Source organism: Amycolatopsis sp. cg5, assembly GCF_041346955.1.
Taxonomy (GTDB): domain Bacteria; phylum Actinomycetota; class Actinomycetes; order Mycobacteriales; family Pseudonocardiaceae; genus Amycolatopsis.
The window spans coordinates 5,507,610-5,527,112 of the sequence record NZ_CP166849.1; the positions used below are offsets into that span (position 1 = coordinate 5,507,610).

Genomic DNA, 19,503 nt, shown 5'->3' on the forward strand with positions numbered 1-19,503 from the left:
GCTTCAGGACGTCTCTATCGCCGGTTCCTCGCCGCTCGCCGACCAAACGGGCTTGCGCCCTTCAGGGCTGAGCGCGGCGATCACTTTGTTCAAGGTCACCGTGTCGGGACGAGTCGGCGGCTCGTTCGCGTCGGCGATGTGCTTCCACAGATCAGGATCGGGGGCAAGGCCGTGCTCACGCAGGTAGTAGCTGACCGTGTCGGTCCACACCCACGTGCCGTCGGTGCGGAAATTCATCGGCACCACTTCGCCGCGGTCGGGCTCCACCAGATCGGGCAGCAGAGCGGTGGTCGTGAGCAATTCCGTGCCCGCGTCGAGGTAGTCGAGCAAGCGACGACGCTCGGCCTCATCACCGATCACCGGATGATCCGCGGCGAAACTCGGCCCATGCCGCGGATCGACGGCGTCGAAGACCTTGGCCACCTCGATCACCCGGTCGTCGGCAGGCGCCCACAACAGCCTGCCACCGGCTCGCGCGGCACGCTGGTACATGGGCGGGTCCTCGTGCCGGGACACTACCTCGACCTGCGGCGCGCGATCGCCGGCCGCCATCAGCAGATCCTGCAGCCTTCCGGTCAGGCCGGGACACGCGCCGACGTCGTCGATCTCCACCACGTACACGGGCCGCGGCGGCGGGTAGCTCACGCCCACCGGGGCGCTCCGCCACACCGCCCATGCCCCGCGCACACCCGGCTCCGTGTCGACCGCGGACACCAGTTCGGTCTCAGCCGCCGCCGCGATGAGGGCGGTGCCGTCGCCATCGAGCCCGGCGTCCGCGGCCGGTACCGGGTCGAAACTCCAGCCGGCATGCTCGTTCTCGTCGGCGTAGGGGATATCCCGCACCAGCCCCGGGTCCGCACCGCCGGCGGACAGTAAATCGGCGAGCAGGTCCACGTCGGCGTCGTTCAGCGGAAGCGAGGTACGCGTGCCCGCGAACACCAATGCCCTGGCCGCGGCCGCGGCGTCACCCGCGGCCGCGAGACCGCGGACGGCGGTGAGCACGTCGTCCGGGAGCCAGCCCGCGACACGCAGCAACGTGCGGTGCAGTTCCGTGAGCAAGGGATCAGACATATTCAGCTCCTTGTGATTCGACTCGGATTGGCTGGCGCGGCCGGAAAGCTCTGAGCTGTGCCAGTACTCGATGGATCGTGACCGCGTCGAGCTCGGCTGGAGGTACTCCCACGGCCTCGATGTGTGCGAGCAGCGCAGGCTCGGGAGCAAGGCCGTAGCGATCGAGGTAGTAGCCAACGGCGTCGGGCCAGACCCATTCACCGTCTGTCCGCATCCGGACGGACACCACCCGGCCGCGCTCCGGCTCCACGACGTCGCCGATCGCCGCTGATGATTCCAACAGCACCGGAGCAGTTCTCAGGTAAGCCAGCACCGCGTCCTTCTCCTGCCCCTCGATGACCGGATGTCCGTGCCGGAACCCAGCCACACCGAGCCGGTCGACGTGGTCATACGTGCGCGCCACGCGGGCGAGCACCTCCGGCTCGGGTGCCCAGAGCAAGACCCCGGACTCCAGTGCCGCACGCTGGTAGCCCGGGATCGCCGCCCCCGCGACGACGACCTCTGCCAGTGGCATCGCCGCGCCGGCACCCGTCAGCGCGTCCTGCAGCCTGCCGGTCACCGCGGCGGGATCATCGTCATCCACCTCGAGGACATATACCGGATGCGAGGCGCCACCGCCCAACAAGGACCGTTCGGCAAGCCACAGCCCGCGGGCGCCGGATTCCGCACCGGCCATCGCGACCGCCATGGCCAGCTCCAGGTCTCCTGCCGCCGCGCCACCAGGCGCGAAATGCCACCGCAGCGGCGGATCCGGCCACTCGGGCCGGACAGCGGCCGGAGCACCCACGCTGTCGAGTACTTCGAGGTCATAACGGGTGAGAGGCAAGTCGGCCGCAACCGATGTGACCACCTTGGCAGCGGCGGAAACCCCGGACCGCGCGAGCTCCCGGCGTGCCTCGATCACCAGCGCGTCGGGCGCGATCGCGGCCAGCCGCAGCAGCAGTTCGTGCAGCACGGCACCGGGTGCGGGATTTCCCGTGTTCACGTCGTCCCCGGCTTTCCCTGTTCCTTGTACTGCGGAGGCGGTTCCCTGGTCGCCAGGCCTGTCTTGTTGACCGCGCTGCCCAGGTCGTCCGCGGTGAACCGGTCGATCTCGAGCCCGTTGGAGAACAACACCCATTCGGAACGCCCGAAGTCGGGCATCAGGGTGCCGTCCGGCAGTTGGATCGTCCGGCCCGAACGCACCTGTCCGCCGGGGGTGGTGAACGTTCCATCCGCCGGGACGAGAAGATCCGCCCCACTCTCCTTCGACAGTTCCGCCGCCAGCGACGCCACCCCCGGTCCGGGTGAGATCGCGGCGCCATCGGCGAGCAACACCAGCTTGTTCGTACTGCCCAGGCCGCGCACACGCTGCACGAACCGCTTGGCGAAGTCTCCGAAGCCGAGCTTGGACCCGTCCTCGAGATGGACGGCGCGGCCGTCTTCGGCGATCCTCACCTCCACGACGTCGACACCGGGATACTCCGGAAGCGTTCGTGGTCCCCGTACGCCTTCCTGATGCGCCCCTTCCGCCGCGGTGGCCGGCGAACCTGCGTCGTGCGCGCTCCGGCCGTCTTCGCCGTCGGTGTTCACCAGCTCAGCACGCGCCGGCTTACCCGGTCCCGGATCCGCCACTCTCAGTTCAGGTACCCCGAAGGCGTCGTGCTCGCTCAGGGTGGGAGCGAGTTCGTCGAGGTAGGCCTGCATCTCCGCGGCGGCCAGGCCCACCACCTCATCACCGGCGACCAGCCGCACTGCCGGAGCGGGCACATCTGCCGCCTGATACACCGGCACGAACGAACCGGCCAGCGCCGTCAACGACCGCAGCTCCGCTCGCGACGACGACGTCAGCCCACCGGCCTCCGCATCCACCACCAACTCCACCGGATACGGCAACCCACCGGACAACATCCCCGCCGGGCGAACTGCCTCACCCAGCAGACCGACCTCACCCACCGTCGCCACCGCCAGCACATCACCAAGGTCCGACGGCAGCTTCACATCGTGAAAAACTCCCCGCTCCCACCGCGAATACGTCACCGAGCGCACCAACGACGCCAGCTCCGGCCGTCCAGCCAGAAACCGCACCGCGGCACCCAACACCAGACCAGGATCCTCCTGCCCCGCGACCGCGTCCGCCACCGCGGTCAAATGCAGATCGCCCTCGCGGTTGAACAGATCCCGCACCAAGGTCTGCACCACGCGACCGGTCAACTCCACTGTCGGCCGCGCGCCACCCACCGGCACGCGACCCGCGTCCGCCGGTCCCATCCAGCTGCCCGCCGACGCAACCTCGATCGCAGGCGCAATCGGCAATTTCCTGTAGCCGGCTTTACGGAAGACCATCGGAAGTATTTCTGGTCCGGCCCTCATCATCAACGTATGCCGTCGCGAACGCATCTGCGGTATGTCGAAGAACTCTTTGTTCATACGTTCGACGCCTGGTCCGAACAGCTCTCGTTGCGACTTGTCATATTGCGCGGACATCTCTTCCAGCATGAGATCCGCCATCGGATGCCTTCGCGTCATCACGAAAGCGGCGTTGCCGACTTTGCTATTGACATTGAGCAGCGCCCACCGTTCAGGATTGAAAACCACATCGTATGCCATACCTGGATCGAGCACGCGGTTATCGCCGTCGGTGTAGACTCCGCCGACAGCACGAAGAAGCTCGATACGAGCGATGTCGCTCGCCGCCGCCCAGCCCCGCCCGCTCAGAACGCCGAGCTGTCCTTGAAAGAAAGCCTGTAAGCGCATCGGGTTATCCCGATGAAAAAACTCATTGATGTTCACCACAAGAGCGCCCGACTCACGCGCGCCGGTCAACATTTCACGTACGCCCGCATACCTGTCGAACGACCCGTCGACAGACGGAAACGATTTCCTCGCCTGATCAAACTCAGCACGCGGAATATCGGTCCACATGACCAATTTCCCAGAACGTTCCCCCGTCGCCGGGTCACGATGTTTCGCCGCCGCGGCAGCGATATTTCTCTGCACCAACGCAGTCTTGCCTTCAGACACAACCGGACCGCCAAGCCATATCGTATGCATCAGCTTCGGCATTTCCAACCTGGCAGGCAGCAACGGAACATCACCCGGCGCCCAACCAGCCCGCTGCGCCGGTGTCAGCTCCACCACGAGCACCTGGTCTGGCCGACGCTCCAAACTGCCGGCCGTGATCACCCCCGGCTCCCCATGGGTCAAGTCAAGCGCATCCAGCAACGCGGGCAACTGATCAGTAGCCAATTCGCCAGGGTCGACCTGCAAGAACGACGGTCGCTCCACGCCCGCGAGAAACCCGAACAAATCCGGACCAAGCAACGGATGTGGCACCACGGGATCAGCGACCACAGTGCCCGCGACCTCGTCCACCAACCGGCCGACAGCCGAACCAGAGCCCGGGCCAAGATGCACCGGACCAGGCAAACCGAGCCGCAAAGGCGTCTCATGACGCGGCCCGACGCGATACCGCGCGGGGCGTTCCTCTCCACCAGAACCGTGTTTCACCCATCCAGTACCGCTGGTGTCCAACGAATCAGCTGGGCGATGCGGCAGTATCGGCCGGGCGTCACCGTCCAGTGCCAGCGGGCCCACCCTCGCCACCGGGCCCAGATCGGCGAAGCCCAGCCACAGCAGATCCGCCGGGCGGTACACGTCGACGCCCAGCTCGTCGACCAGATCGTCCGCGTATCCGGCCAGATCGTCCACAGCGCAGGTGAACACCCGCACGGGATCGGACCCGTTCCATCCTCCGGCCCATAGCCCGGCAGCGAACTCGGCCACCGCCGGACGCCCGGACGGGGAACCCGCCGGCTCCCCCAGAACGGCAGCGAACACACCCTGCTCGGCCGGTAGGTATCGGGCGGCGCGGGCCAACGCCGGATCCACGGATGAACCCAGCAAGACGCCAGCCCTGATCGTCTCCACGGAGTCGCCGACGGACCGTGTCACACCGGCGGCTGACGAGCCAGGCGCCGGCAGGTGAAGCGGCGCGGGAGCAGCGGCCGTGGCCGGTGCGTCGAGGCCGAGCACCGCCAGCCCTGCCTCATCCGCGTGCAAGAACACATCCCCATCCGGCCCCAGCACAAACGATTCACCCGCAGCACCCCCCTTCCCCAACAACGTCAACGTCGGCACCAACTCCGCACGAACCAAGAACACCCGATCCGACTTCACCTCGACTGTCCGCGTCAATGGAGCCTCAGGCTCAACACCCTTCGAAGCCGACTCCCGCTCAACCAACTCCTCACCCAAGAACAATGCCGCGTTGCCACCAAAGACACCAGCCGCGAACTTCGCCTCCGACTCCCTCGCGCCACGCAACACACCACCCTCCAGCTTCCCCAGCAGCACATCAGAAGGCACCGTCACCGACTTACCCAACACGCCACCGGAAACCTCCCGAACCACCTCCCGAGCACCAAGATCAGCCTCCACCCGGACCCCCGACAAATCCCGGCCGCCCACCTCCACAACATGACCACCCGACAACAGACCAGAAAAATGCTCACTCAACTGCCCAGCGCGAGTCCCCACCAACAACGCATACGCACGCCCGGAATTGAGCCCCCCAGCCACCTCAGCCAACTTCGCCCGCAGCTTCGGCGCCTCGAACGGCACCGCACGAACAATCGCATCATCCGGAACCTTCTGCTCGACATTGCTCGCCTGCCAAAACTCACGCAAAGAACCCAGCACCGGCTTCGACAGCACACCAGCAGCCGACACGTCAGGCTGCGTCGACCGCACAGCCGATTGGACAGTAAAAGGCTCCGCGGTATATGACTCCTTCACCGCCCCCTTGCGCAACAACGGAATGTGCTTGAGGTAGGCACCCGACCGCGCCCACGGCTTCAGCTCAACCGTCACCTCAAGCCCGAACTCATACCGCTCCGCGGCACCCGAAAAACCAAACGACGTCGTCTCCCGGCGCACCGGAACCTGCTGCCCGGCACGCCGACCCGCCCGCTCACCACCCACATGCGGATCCAACAACTCGCCCAACCCCAGAAAGCCCGAACCAGTGAACTTCGGGATCGGCAACTCCGGAGTAGCCTTCAGCGAGAAACCAGACTTCCACTCCGACCGCCGACCCACATCGCGAACCACCGTCGACGTCGACGACGACACCAATCCGAACTCACGATCAACACCCCGCGAAACACCACCCACCAACCTCGCCGACACCACAGCCAACTGCTGCAACTTCCCAGACTCACCCATCCGCTGACGCAGAACGGGCAGCCCTCCATTCAACATGTCACCCAACCCCGAAGGAAAACCACCTAACGCCAACGAAGACCCAAAACTCTCAGCCAACTCATCATGCAAGACCCGAAACTCGCGAGCCACCTTCCCATCAACGGACAACTCCCACGACCGCAAAGCCGCACGCAACCCCCGTGCCAACTCAGCCACCATCTCAAGTCGAACCGGCTCAAACACCCCAAGACCGACCACCACAGCCGACGAAGGCACACCTGGCTTGGCAGCGCCATCGCGGTAGGCCGTCAGGTCGTGCGGGTGCAGGTTGTTGTCCAGATCATGCTGGGACAACTCACCCAACCCAGGCAGATCACTCGCCGGCACCCACATCGCCACCGCGCGAGGGCTGAACTTCTCCCGCACCTTCGCCACCACGGGCCGATCATGCGAACCACCGAACGGACCCGTCCAGTTCGTGTGCACCCTGGTATCGACCCGATGCACAGCATCGAACTCAACCAGATAGCCACGCTCGACCCGACTGTGCGTGGTCTTCGTCTCCACTGTGGAGATCTCGTCCCTGCCTCGGCCACGCTCATACCCGGCGGACGACTCGACACCGCCCTTGAGCACATCCGTGCCCAAGGCCGTCGAGGCGCCAAAAGTCCCTTCGGCGCCGTATACCTTCTTGTCGTGCACCGACATCGAAGCCGTGTTCGAGTGCGTCTGACTGAAAGTGTGTTGCTCATCGACCCGCAGTATCCGGGCGTTCCCATAGGTGGAGGTCAGTTTCGCCGAGCCCACCGTGTCCCGCGCCGCCATACCCACGAGATTGCCTTCGTTGTAACTCTCGAGCTTCAACTCGTCCGCCGGACCGGCTGCCAACTCCAGCCCCGCTTTCCGGGACCTGTCGCTGGCCCACTCCTCCAAAGCATCACGGGATTCGGACTTTTCAGCGCTGTCTTTCGCGGCTTTCCCCAGCTCGGTCGGGCGTTCGCCCAACGCCAAGTGCTTTGCCGCGGAGACCATACGAACACGCTTGCCGTCCGAAGCCACTAAAGACAACATCTCGCCCGTCGTCGACTCCAGGTTGCGCACCGGCGCCATCGAGTCCAGGTTGAATACCGCAGGCAGCTTCGCCTGCCGCATCGACGGCAAATCCTTGCCCGCGATCCCCCAGCCGGTCTCCGGTGAAATGGGTGCCGGGTCGGGGACGACGTCAGTACCTGGCCGCTCGGGCACGTCGATTTCCAGCCGCACCTCGATATCCGGTTCCGGCGTGGACGTCCCTTCCTCGCGCCAGGTCATCGGCTCGTCGAGATGCTGCCAGTCCGTGCCCAGCCGCACTTGAACCCCGGCCCCGTAGTGGAACAGGTGAATGATCCCCCCGCCAGACCACTCGTGCTCGACAGCGACGGCCTCTTCGATGCCATCGCCTTTTTCCTTGGTGCGCGAAGGCTCGAGCTTGCCTTTGAGCTCCGCTATCCCCGCCTTCCCCTCGACCTCGACAGCAAGCTTCTTCTTATGCGAGCGCGTCGCCTCGGCCTTGCGCAGGTCACCCGCGACGACCTTTTCGCTGATTTCCCTCCATGGCGCCGCCTTCCAGTAGCGACCACCTCCCTCACGCACCGCGCCGGTGAAGAACAAGTCCTTGTCCACACCGGGGAGCGAGAAGCGTGCGCCGTCACTCCCCGCGAGAATGGCCTTGGCGTTTCCGCCGATGAACTCCGTCAGCCTCCGTTGCAGTGATCCGGCCTCGGTGTCGTGCAATACGCCCTCGGCGGCCAGCCTGTGCACCACCCGGCTGACGATGTTCGCGACCGAGTTCTCACTCACTCGCCACCGGCTATGTGCATGGCGAAGCACGTCGGGAACGGCAATCCCGGTCGGATTCGACCTCGGCCTCGGCGTGGTGGTACCGCTGTTAATCCCTTCGGAGTCGGCGTCCATTTCGTCCGCGTGCGCCATCGACAACCGGGCCGCGCCATCCGTCGTGAACGTCGCGATCGGGGTGTCATGACGGTGCAGGAAGGCGAAGTGATGCCTTTTGCCATCACCAGCTGCCGACGTATTCGGCTTCAGCATCGACACCGCGTACCGGAAGTGGATGTCGTGTTCCTCGAACTCACCCTTTGTTTTCTCGTTCAACTCGGCCTGCCACTGCCTGATATCCGTCGCGGTGTCGACAGACTCCCGGTTGTACCCCGCGACGACCGACAATTTCACGCCGAGCGCGGCGGCGATGGCGTTGCCCGCACTGACCGAAACCTCACCACCCCACGCCTGGGTACCACCCCGCATGACCGAGTGCGATCCACTCGACGATTGCTTATGCCCGATCGTCTTCTTCGCGACGTCGACAAAGGTGTCTTGAGGAACCGCGGGCCTGAGATGGTCAGGCAGGTTCGCACGGCCGATCACGATCTCGGTCGGCGAGTTCACATGAGCGAACTGGAACGTTTTGCGCGCCAAGCCTCCTGTGACCATCGCGGTGCCGTGCTCGGGGCCCAGTGTGTTCAGCCACTCGTGCAGCTGGTTCAGAGCCGGATCATCGGGCTTGACGTTTAGCCTCGACCGCAACTCGTGGAAGATCGGGCCAAGGCCGGCAAACGTCACATCCTTGACCGCCTTGCGTTCACGCTCGAACGCCGCAAACGCCTTCGCACGCTGGTCAGCCGTCGCGTGCGGGTCGGCCTGAGGGTACTCGATCGACACGTTCCGCCGGTGCGTCCCACCACCACCGCCCTCGTGGTTCGGCCACTCCAACTTCGCGTCGACCATGACCAACTGCGCCTCGACCGGCCGGTTCCGGTGGATCACATGCCCTGGCTTCGGCAGCACCTTGATCTCGTGAGCCAGTGCATGATCCGAAGTTGTCACCGGGCGCTGCTGCTCGGACACATCGACGGTGTGGCGGTCCTCTGCCGAGACGGAAGACTTCCGCGTTGACGAGGTCCCGACCCGCTCGAGGTTCGCCCCGATCGTCACCGGACCGGCGGGCACGTTCAGCAATTTCGTCGGGTTCGCCCCTTCCCGCGTCGCCTCAACCGACGACTCCTTGGTCAGCGTCGCACCCTCGTACTGAGCACTGCGATCGGCGACTCCGTCCAACGTGTTCTTCGGCGCACCGATCCCGACCAGCTGAATCTCGATCTCAGCCCCGTTGAAACTCGCCCGGTCGCCCTCCAGCGTCACCTCGAGCTTTCCCAGTCGCTCGTCAGTGAACGTCGACGTGACCCAGTTCTCCGCCGCGGGGCGCTTTTCACCGGCGGCCTCCAATTGGTCCACTACAGACGCACGCACGGTCGAGAAATCGGGCCGGTCCTTGACAGTCGGACGGTCGACTTTCGCCCTCAGCGCCAACTCGGCCATCGCCGGGTGCACGGCCGGGCCCGGCGAGCTCGGCAGGGGACGCGCCCGGCTCAGCGCGGACAGCGAGTCGTCGCCGGGGCCGAGGTGAACCGGACGAGGCAACCCGAGATTCGGCGGGGCGGAGGCCTCGGCCGCCACCCGGTACCGTGCCAGCCGCCGGGTGCCGTCAGGAGTGTGTTTGATCCAGCCGGAGCCCGCGGCGTCCACCGACGGAGCAGGTTCGTGCGGCACCATCGGCCGGCCGTCGCCGTCCAGCGCCAGCGGGCCGACCCGCGCGGCCGGGCCCGGGCCGCCGAAACCGAGCCACAACAGATCCGCCGGGCGATACACGTCGACACCCAACGCCTCGCTGATCGTCTTGACATAGGCCGAGAGGTCATTCACAGCGCAGGTGAAGACCCGCACCGGATCAGACCCGTTCCAGCCCCCGGCCCAGAGCCCGGCCTCGAACTGTGCCGCGGTCGGCCGTGCCGACTCACCCAGTACGGCCGCGAATACACCGTCTTCCTTTGGCAAGAATCCAGCCGCGCGGTCGACGCTCGCCGGGACTCCGCCCAGCACGACACCGGCAGCGATAGGCCGTGCTTTCTCCGTCGACGTCGTGGGGATGACCGCCGGGACGTCGATACCCAGGACGCCCAGCCCTGCCTCGTCCACACGCAAGAACACATCCCCATCCGAGCCCAGCACAAACGATTCACCCGCAGCACCCCCCTTCCCCAACAACGTCAACGTCGGCACCAACTCCGCACGAACCAAGAACACCCGATCCGACTTCACCTCGACTGTCCGCGTCAATGGAGCCTCAGGCTCAACACCCTTCGAAGCCGACTCCCGCTCAACCAACTCCTCACCCAAGAACAATGCCGCGTTGCCACCAAAGACACCAGCCGCGAACTTCGCCTCCGACTCCCTCGCGCCACGCAACACACCACCCTCCAGCTTCCCCAGCAGCACATCAGAAGGCACCGTCACCGACTTACCCAACACGCCACCGGAAACCTCCCGAACCACCTCCCGAGCACCAAGATCAGCCTCCACCCGGACCCCCGACAAATCCCGGCCGCCCACCTCCACAACATGACCACCCGACAACAGACCAGAAAAATGCTCACTCAACTGCCCAGCGCGAGTCCCCACCAACAACGCATACGCACGCCCGGAATTGAGCCCCCCAGCCACCTCAGCCAACTTCGCCTGCAATTTCGGCGCCTCGAACGGCGCCGCGTGGACCACGGCATTGTCCGGGACTCTCTGCTCGACATGACTCGCTTGCCAAAACTCACGCAACGAGCCCGACACCGGCCTCGGCAGCGCGCGAGCGGGCGGCGGTGTCTCCGACTGCGTCGACCGCACAGCCGATTGGACAGTAAAAGGCTCCGCGGTATATGACTCCTTCACCGCCCCCTTGCGCAACAACGGAATGTGCTTGAGGTAGGCACCCGACCGCGCCCACGGCTTCAGCTCAACCGTCACCTCAAGCCCGAACTCATGCCGCTCCGCGGCACCCGAAAAACCAAACGACGTCGTCTCCCGGCGCACCGGAACCTGCTGCCCGGCACGCCGACCCGCCCGCTCACCACCCGCATGCGGATCCAACAACTCACCCAACCCCAGCAAACCCGAACCAAAGAACTCCGGAATCGGCAAATCCGGAGTAACTTTCAACGAAAAACCAGACTTCCAGCCCGACCGCCGACCCACATCGCGAACCACCGTCGACGTCGACGACGACACCAATCCGAACTCACGATCAACACCCCGCGAAACACCACCCACCAACCTCGCCGACACCACAGCCAACTGCTGCAACTTCCCAGACTCACCCAATCGCTCCCCCAGAACAGGCAAGCCACCGTTCAACATGTCACTCAACGCAGCACTAAAACCGCCCAACACCAACCGGGTCCCAAAGCCCTCGACCAACACATCATGCAAACCCCGAAACTCCCGAACCACCCGCCCATCGACAGTCCGCTCCCACGACCGCAAAGCCGCACGCAACCCCTGCGTCAGTTCGGTCACCATGTCGAGGCGAGCCGGCTCGAAGGTCCCCAGCCCCCGCGCCAGCTCCGGCAAGGGTGCGGCGGCGGACACGGCAGTGGCGGGCCTACCGGCCGCTGCGAGCGGCGAGCCGGCGTTCTTCGCGGTGGTGGCCTGGTATGCCGCCAGGTCCTCCGGGTGCAGGTTGTTGTCCAGGTCATGCCGCGACAGCTCTCCCAACCGCGGAAGATCGCTCGCCGGCACCCACATCGCCACCGCACGAGGGCTGAAGATCTCCCGCACCTTCGCCACCGCCGGCCGATCATGCGAACCGCCGAACGGACCGGTCCAGTTCATGTGCACCTTGGTGTCGACCCGATGCCGGGCGTCGAACTCGACCAGATAGCCACGTTCGACCCGGGTTTGCGTCGTCGTGGTCTCGACCTTGGCAAGCTCGTCGCGGCCCCGGCCACGTTCATACCCGGCGGAGGTTTCCGCCTCGCCGGGCAACATGTCCGTCCCCAGCGGCAGCGACGCGGTGAAGTTCGCGTCGAACCCGTACACGCGCTTTTCGTGCGTCGTGGATTCCGTCTCGGTCAGCTGGGTGCTGCTGAAGGCGTGCCGCTCGTCGACCCGCAATATCCGGGCGTTCCCGTAGGTGGAGGTCAGTCTGGCCGAACCCACCGTGTCCCGCGCCGTCATTCCCGTGAAGTCGCCGTCGTTGTAACTTCGCAGGTGCAGCTCGTCGGAAGGACCGGCCGCCAGCCCCAGTCTGGCCTGCCGATTGTGGCCGCCGACCCACTTCTCCAGCGCTTCGCGCGACTGCGCCGCGCTCCCGGGACCGTCGCTCGCCGCGCCGCCCAGCGGATCCGGCTCGTCTCCCAGCATGACCCACTTGGCTGCCGACTTCACATGGTCGCGGATGCCCCGCGCTTCCGGCGGCGCCAGCATGGCGCTGATCGTGGAGCCCAGTTTGGGTATCGGAGCGAAGGAATCCAGGTCGAACTCCGCGGGCAACGTCGCGGGCCGCATCGCCGGCGACAAGCCGGAACCCGCACTCGTCCACTCCGTCGCCTGGCTGACCGGTGCCGGATCGACCTTGGCAGGCCGCCCCGGCATGGTCGGCACAGCGATTTCCAACCTGCCGGGGATACCGGCGGTAGGTACTGCTCCGTCGGCCTCCCGCCAGATCATCGGCTCGTCGAGGTCGTGCCAGTCGGTGCCCGTGCGCACCTCGATCTCGACAGGAAAGTGGAACAGGTGACTGGGTCCGGCGCCGCCGGACCACACATGTTCCTCCCGCACCGTCTGCGAGAAGCTCCCGCCGCGTTCCTTGGTGCGCGACGGCGCGGCCCGGCCGCTGAGCGTCGCGACTCCCGCTTCGCCTTCGACCGAGATGGCGAGGCTCTTGGAACGCCTGCGCGTGTTGTCGATCTTGACCGTGTTGCTGGCGACCGTCTTGCCGCTGAGTTCCTTCCACGGCGCCACCTTGTGGTGCCAGCCCTGCTCCCCGTCCACCTTGCCCGTGAAGAACAGGTCCTTTTCCCCGTCCGGCATCGGGAAACGAACGCCGTCACCACCGTCGAGCACGCCCTTGGCGTTGTCGCGCAGGAACGCGGTCATCCTTGTCTTCAGCGAACCAGCGTCGGAATCGAGCACCTGCTCCTCGGAGACGAGCTTGTGGATCACCCGCCCGACGATGTCCGCCACCGTGCGCTCGCCCAGGTGCCATTGCCCGCGCACCTGGGCGGGCACGGCTTCCGGGGCGAGGCCCGCCGAGTTCGAACGCGTCGGCGTGGCCACCGCACTCGGGGCCGACCCCTCCGAGTCCGAGTCCATGGCGAACTCGTTCGACATGGACAACCGCGCGGCGCCGTCGACCACCAGCTGGCCCATCGGCTTGTCGTGCCGGTGCAAGAACGCGAACCGGTGCGGCCTGCCGTCACCGTGCGCCGAGGTGTTCGGCTCCAGCATCGCCACGGCGAACCGGAAGTGGATGTCGTGGTTCTCGAATACCCCGCTGGTCTTCTCGTTCAGCTCCACCTGGAGCAGCCCGATGTGCTCGGCGTAGTCCTCAGCGGTCCGGCCGTAGCTGGCGGTGGCCGTCAATTTCACGCCGAGTGTGTCGGCGATCGCCTCGCCGACACCGACGGAAACCTCGCCGCCCCACTCGCGAATGCCGCCCGCCCCCAGTGAATGGGACTCGCTGGCCGCACGGTGGTGGCTGATCTGCTTGTCCGCCATGTCGACGAAGGTTTCCTCGGGCACCACCGGCTTCAGGTGCTCGGGCATTTTCGCCCTGCCGATCACGATCGTGGTCGGCGCCTTCAGATGAGCGAAGTGGAACGTCTCCCGCGCGAGGCCACCGGTCGCCAGTTCGATCCCATGCTCAGGCCCTAGCTGGTTCAGCCATTCGTGGAACCTGGCGACTTCGGGATCGGCCCCCTCGAAACTCAGGCTGGCACGGACCTCACTGAAGATCTTCGACACCCCTGCGAACTCGACCCCTTTGATCGCACGGCGTTCCTTTTCGAACTTCGCGAACTCCCGTGCGCGTTCCGCGGGTGTCGTGTGGCTGTCGAACTCGGGATACTCGATCGACACCATCTGCCGATGTGTGCCCGCCGCCCCGCCTTCGTGCTTGGCCCACTCCAGCGTCATCGGCACATCGACCGCACGTGTATCCGCCGAGCGGGTCCGCTGCAGATGCCCTTGCTTCGGCCGGACGGTGATGTGGTGTGCCACCATGTGGTCCGAGGTGGTCACGGCGCGATCGAGCTCGCCGAAGTCGACCGCCAGCCGGTCTTCCTGCGATACCGAGGCGCGGTGCCTCGACGTGGTACCGATGCCCTTGATCCGCACACCCACGTTCACCGGACCGACGGGCGCGTTGAGGAGGCTCGTCGGGTCCACGGATTCCCGCTGCGCCACGGCCGCCGACTCGCTGACCGACGCCTTCCGTTCATGGTGGATGTCGCGGTCGGCGATGCCGTCGTACGCGTTCACCGCCGGTCCGATGCCCGCGGCCTGAATCTCGATTTCGGCGCCGTTGAACGTGCCCCGATCGCCCTCGAGCGTCACGTCCAGCCTCGCCAGCCGCTCGTCGGTGAACGACGAAGCCACCCAGGCGGCGGCCGTCTCCCGCTTCTCGCCGTAAGTCACCAACTGGTCCACGATCGACGCGCGCACCTCGGAGAAGTCCGGGGTGTCTTTGACGACGGGCCGGTCGACCTGTGCTTTCTGAGCCAACGCGGCGGCCGCCGGCTTGATCGCGGGCCCCGAGGGGACACCGCTGCCTGGCAACGGGCGAGCCCTGTGCAAGCCTGCCCCCGCCTGTGAGGAGGAAGAGCCCGGCGGGCGCGACGGATCGTCCGGTCTCGGCCGCGGCGGCGGTGCGTTGGACGGACCGTGTGCTCCCACGGGCCCGTCAGTACCGAGCGCGCTGTCGGGAGGCAGCACCGGGCGGTACCCTGTCGGGCGATCGCCGGCGCTGAGCGACAGTTCGTCGAGTTTCGCGACGTTGCGGTCATTCAGGCGCAGTTGCCGGTCGGGGCCCATGATGCCGTCTTGATCGGGCCGCTTGAACAGTAGTTCGCCGTCGCGGTAGGCCTCCCCGAGCCCGAAGAAGTGGAACAACTCGTGTAGCGCGCCTGCCCGGTCACGCGTGTCCCACTCCAGCTGATTGACACGTCGCGCACCGTCGACAGACGAGTCGAACATCTTCACCGGCACCGAACGGCCGGGATCGATGTCCCATCCCTTCTTCACCTCCGCCGGGGTGTTGCCGTCCAGCACGAAATGGGCGAGGTCGCCGTTGGCGAACCGGTACACCCCGTTGAAATGGTCGTCCAGCAACTTCTGCTGGCCGCTCAGCCAATCCTGACGGGCTTTCATGTCCAGCCCCGCAGTACTCGAGGTCAGGTCGACCGGAGCGGCCAGCTCCCGTACCCAGACCCCCGGGACAGGCTGGAAACGCCGGACATCGAACCGAATCTGGGTGATCTTGCCGTCGAGCAGCCCGTCGGCCTTGCCCCCGCTGCTGGCCGGGTCGAACCGCTCAGCCCGGTACCGGACGGGCTTGGCCGCCTCCCTGGCCTTCAGCCAACCGGCGTCGACTTTGACGGGCTCAGCGTGCACGCCACCCTGCGGCGCGCCTACCGGCTTGGCCGCGGTCTCTTCCGCCAGGCCGAGATAGCCGGCGACGAGCGCCGCCTGCGCGGCCTGGGCGACGTCGCTGTCCTGGTCCGACCTTGTGCGCGGCCGCGGCTTCGCCAGGTCCGGACCGGCCTGAGCCGCGACACTCTCCGACTTGCCCGGCGCACCGTCCCCGCGAACGGGGGTAGGCGACGGAACGTCCGGCCGCAAGGGCGTGGCATCCCCCCGAGCCTGCGTGGCCGCGGCGACAGGGCGAGGCACGCTGTCGCCCGGCACCGCGCTCTCCGGGCGCACCCGCGGCGGCGGGTTGCCACCAGGCGGGGCTGGGCGGGACTGGTCAGCCGGAGCCTGCTCCGAACGGCCTGCTCCAGGCTGCACCGTCCCAGCGTCGCCGGTCGTCGCACCAGCCGAGGGACGCGCCCCGGCCGGACCAGCGGCAGTCACCGCCGGTGACGGATTCCCGTTCGACACGGCAGGACGCGGCTGGTCAGCGGGAACCTGCTCCGAACGCCCCGCACTCGGCTGGACCGACGTACCTTCGCCAGCGACCGGACGCGCCCCGGCTGCTGTGGCGGCCCCGCTTGAGACGGCAGGGCGCGACTGGTCAGCGGGAACCTGCTCCGGACGGCCGGCGCTCGCCTGCGCCACCCCACCGTCGTCAGTGATCGGGCGCGGTCCAGCGGAAGCAGCAGGGCCGCCAGCCGTCACGACGGACGGCACGGTGGCCGCAGGCGGGGTGGTGGGCGTGGTCGTAGTAGTGGGCGCCGGCCGGGCCGACGGCTCGACCCGCGGCGGCGGGTTGCCTGCCGCCGCCGCGGGGCGTGGCTGGTCGGCGGGAGCCTGCTCCGGGCGACCGGTGCCCGGTTGAACCGCACCGCTGTCACCGGCCGCTGGACGCGATGCGGCGGGAGTGGCGGCTTGCTCGCCGGCATGCGCTCCGGCAGGACCAGAGGCCGTCACAGCGGACTGCGAGCCCACGGCGGGCGGTGTCACGGTCGCGGGCCGGTCGGCGGACGCCGTCGTCGCGGACTCCGCGCCGGTCTTAGCGTCTCCGGCCGTGGTCGTCACCGGTGGTTTCGTGGCAGTCTCGACCTGCGATGGGGCCGTGGCGCCGGGTTCCCCGCCGCGCGGTCCGACGGCCGAAGTGCTCTGAGCCGCCGCAGGCTGAGCACCGGCCGTGGACGGCTGCCCCGCACCGGCGCCAGGCGAAGGCTGCCCCTGCGACGAAGTGCTGCCCGAAGGAGTCGACCCCGCCCCGGCGCCGGGGCGGGGTCCGCCACCGCGGGCTGTGTCTGGGTGGGCGGCGTGCCACCGGCCGCAGGCTGCCCCACGCCGGAACCGGCAACAGCCGGGGAGGACGACGCACCAGCACCAACGGGAGCACCCTCCCCGGAACCCCCCGCCCCGGCCTGCGACTGAACAGCAGGCACCCCACCAGCAGCGGACTGCCCCTGCGACGACTGACCGGAACCCTCACCCGCACCAGCCAACGAAGAACCGACACCAGGCGACGACGTGGGCGCATCCCCGACACCAACGGGAACACCCTCCCCAGAACCCCCCACCCCGGCCTGCGACTGAACAGCAGGCACCCCACCAGCAGCGGACTGCCCCTGCGACGACTGACCGGAACCCTCACCCGCACCAGCCAACGAAGAACCGACACCAGGCGACGACGTGGGCGCATCCCCGACACCAACGGGAACACCCTCCCCAGAACCCCCCACCCCGGCCTGCGACTGAACAGCAGGCACCCCACCAGCAGCGGACTGCCCCTGCGACGACTGACCGGAACCCTCACCCGCACCAGCCAACGAAGAACCGACACCAGGCGACGACGTGGGCGCATCCCCGACACCAACGGGAACACCCTCCCCAGAACCCCCCACCCCGGCCTGCGACTGAACAGCAGGCACCCCACCAGCAGCGGACTGCCCCTGCGACGACTGACCGGAACCCTCACCCGCACCAGCCAACGAAGAACCGACACCAGGCGACGACGTGGGCGCATCCCCGATCACCGTGCTCCGCGCCGAACTGGTCGGCGAGGCGCTCGATTCCAGTCCATGGTCAGCCGAAGTGGTCTGGATCGTGCCGCGGCCGCCCGCACCGGAGTTGGTGAAGACCGTGCCCAGCGGTTTGCCGTCCTCGGTGTAGGCGGGCCGTCCGTCCGACGGCTCGAAAGCGGGCGGCGCGTCGTCGGATCCGAGCACCTGGTGCCCCTCGGCCGGGCCGGCCGAGTACGCCGGAAGGCCCGAGCCCTCGATGTCGTCGATCGATTCGACGTCGGGAACCTTCAAGCCCCCCTTCTTCTCGAACTTGAGGTCAGCGACATCGCTGATACCGGCGCCGGGCTGGTCGGCGGTGGAACCAGGGTCACCGCCCGTGCCGGTCTTCGCGGCCCGGCCGGGCTCGAACCTGCTGGCCGCGCCCAGGATTCCGTCCCAGACGTTGCCTTTGCCATGGGTGGCCAGGTTGACCAGTGGGTTGGTGAGGGCGACCATGGTCATCTGCAGGCCGGCGTTGCCGAGATGCCCCAACGCGACCACATACGGCGGCAGCTTGCTCTTCGCCTCTTTCGAGATCAGTCCGACCAGGCCCCGCGAGGCGGACTGGGCGACGCCCGCGGCGGCGCCACCGATCGCTCCGCCGATCACCGCGCCGGTGAACGCGTCCCAGTCGAACCCGTCGCGCGTCTTGTCGCCCATCTGGCCGAGGTCGATGGACGCGTCCATGAAGGCCATGATCCCGGCGCCGACCGCGGCGTACTTGGCCGCGGTCTTCGTGGTGTTGATCGCGACCGGAATGGCGTGCCGCTGGATCTTCGCCAGCGCTTCGCCCGCGGCCACGGTAAGGTCCCTGATGGTCAGCTGCGAGATCCTGGTGAGCAGTTCCCGCAGCAGCAACCGCATGCTCAGCTGCGCGGCGGCCTCCACCGCCGGCACGAGGAAGGCACCGACCAGCGAATTGATCAGCATGATCACGGTGGCGAGCGCCATCGCCGCCATGACGACGAAAAGGATCTTCGTCTTCGTCACGTCGGCGCCGGCGTTCTTCCCCGTCTTCGCGAAGTCACGGGACTGATTGGCCAGCTCGCGCATACCTGTGACAAGGTCGTCCTTGAGCCAGGAGACGGTGTGGGACGCGACCGCGCCGTCCATCGCCGTGTCCAGCCTGCCGGCCGCCGCCTCCATTTCGTCCGCGAACGCGTCTGCCTTGTCCGCGAACGCTCCCCATGCGGCGCCGATGGCACTGACGCCGGGACCGCTCGTCTCCGGCCATTCCATGCCGAGCACGACCTTGAAGAACTTCTGCAGTTTGGGAGGCAGATGGGTGACCTCATCCGATCCACTCATCCGCTTGTCTCCCTTTCACTTGCCAGAAAACGCTACGACGCGTTATTCCTGGTCGTATTCCTCGCCCACAACGGCGTCCAGCCTCGCTGCGGATTCTTGATCCAGCCCCTGGAACTCCGAAGATGCCTGTTCGAGGTTACTGGCGGTGCCGCCAGTGTTTTCGATTGAGTTACCGATAGCCGTACGCGCCTCCGTGGCCGGTTTCACGTACTTCTGCTCGAACGTCTTTCCGACGTCATCGTGTCCCCAGCAACCGTCATGTTCCAGCAGCACGGATTCGAGAACTTCGAAAGCGCTCGAAAGATCGTCGTTCGCTGCCTTGATCCTGCCGGTGGCCTGCGCGACCTCCGCGGGATCCAGATAGAAGTTCTCGGTCATG

6 protein-coding genes are annotated in these 19,503 nt (G+C 66.9%); 1 reads left to right on the forward strand and 5 read right to left on the reverse strand.

Features of this window, described 5'->3' with window-relative positions; genetic code table 11:
• Positions 1 to 3: 3 nt before the first annotated feature.
• The 3 genes from AB5J62_RS24495 to AB5J62_RS24505 are packed head-to-tail and all read right to left on the reverse strand — an operon-like array spanning position 4 to position 16,044.
• Positions 4 to 1,071, reverse strand: coding sequence for a hypothetical protein (locus AB5J62_RS24495; protein WP_370942276.1), 1,068 nt, complete (start codon positions 1,069 to 1,071; stop codon positions 4 to 6).
• The gene (locus AB5J62_RS24500) at positions 1,064 to 2,056 is read right to left on the reverse strand and encodes a hypothetical protein (protein ID WP_370942277.1); all 993 of its coding nucleotides are present in this window, start codon (positions 2,054 to 2,056) and stop codon (positions 1,064 to 1,066) included. Before AB5J62_RS24500 ends, AB5J62_RS24495 begins: the two co-directional genes overlap by 8 nt.
• Positions 2,053 to 16,044 carry a hypothetical protein gene (locus AB5J62_RS24505; RefSeq protein WP_370942278.1) on the reverse strand — a complete coding sequence of 4,664 codons (13,992 nt, stop codon included), beginning with the start codon at positions 16,042 to 16,044 and terminating at the stop codon, positions 2,053 to 2,055. Before AB5J62_RS24505 ends, AB5J62_RS24500 begins: the two co-directional genes overlap by 4 nt.
• 469 nt (positions 16,045 to 16,513) lie before the next feature.
• Between AB5J62_RS24505 and AB5J62_RS24510 the strand changes: the two genes are divergently transcribed.
• Entirely contained in the window at positions 16,514 to 16,636 is a 123-nt protein-coding gene (locus AB5J62_RS24510; protein ID WP_370942279.1) for a hypothetical protein, read from the forward strand.
• A gap of 196 nt (positions 16,637 to 16,832) precedes the next feature.
• Here AB5J62_RS24510 and AB5J62_RS24515 read toward each other — a convergent pair whose 3' ends face one another.
• On the reverse strand, positions 16,833 to 19,124 hold the full coding sequence (locus AB5J62_RS24515; RefSeq protein WP_370942280.1) for a hypothetical protein: 2,292 nt from the start codon (positions 19,122 to 19,124) through the stop codon (positions 16,833 to 16,835).
• Positions 19,125 to 19,166: 42 nt separating this feature from the next.
• Complete coding sequence (locus AB5J62_RS24520) at positions 19,167 to 19,502, reverse strand: WXG100 family type VII secretion target (protein WP_370942281.1); 336 nt, start codon at positions 19,500 to 19,502, stop codon at positions 19,167 to 19,169.
• Position 19,503 lies beyond the last annotated feature (1 nt).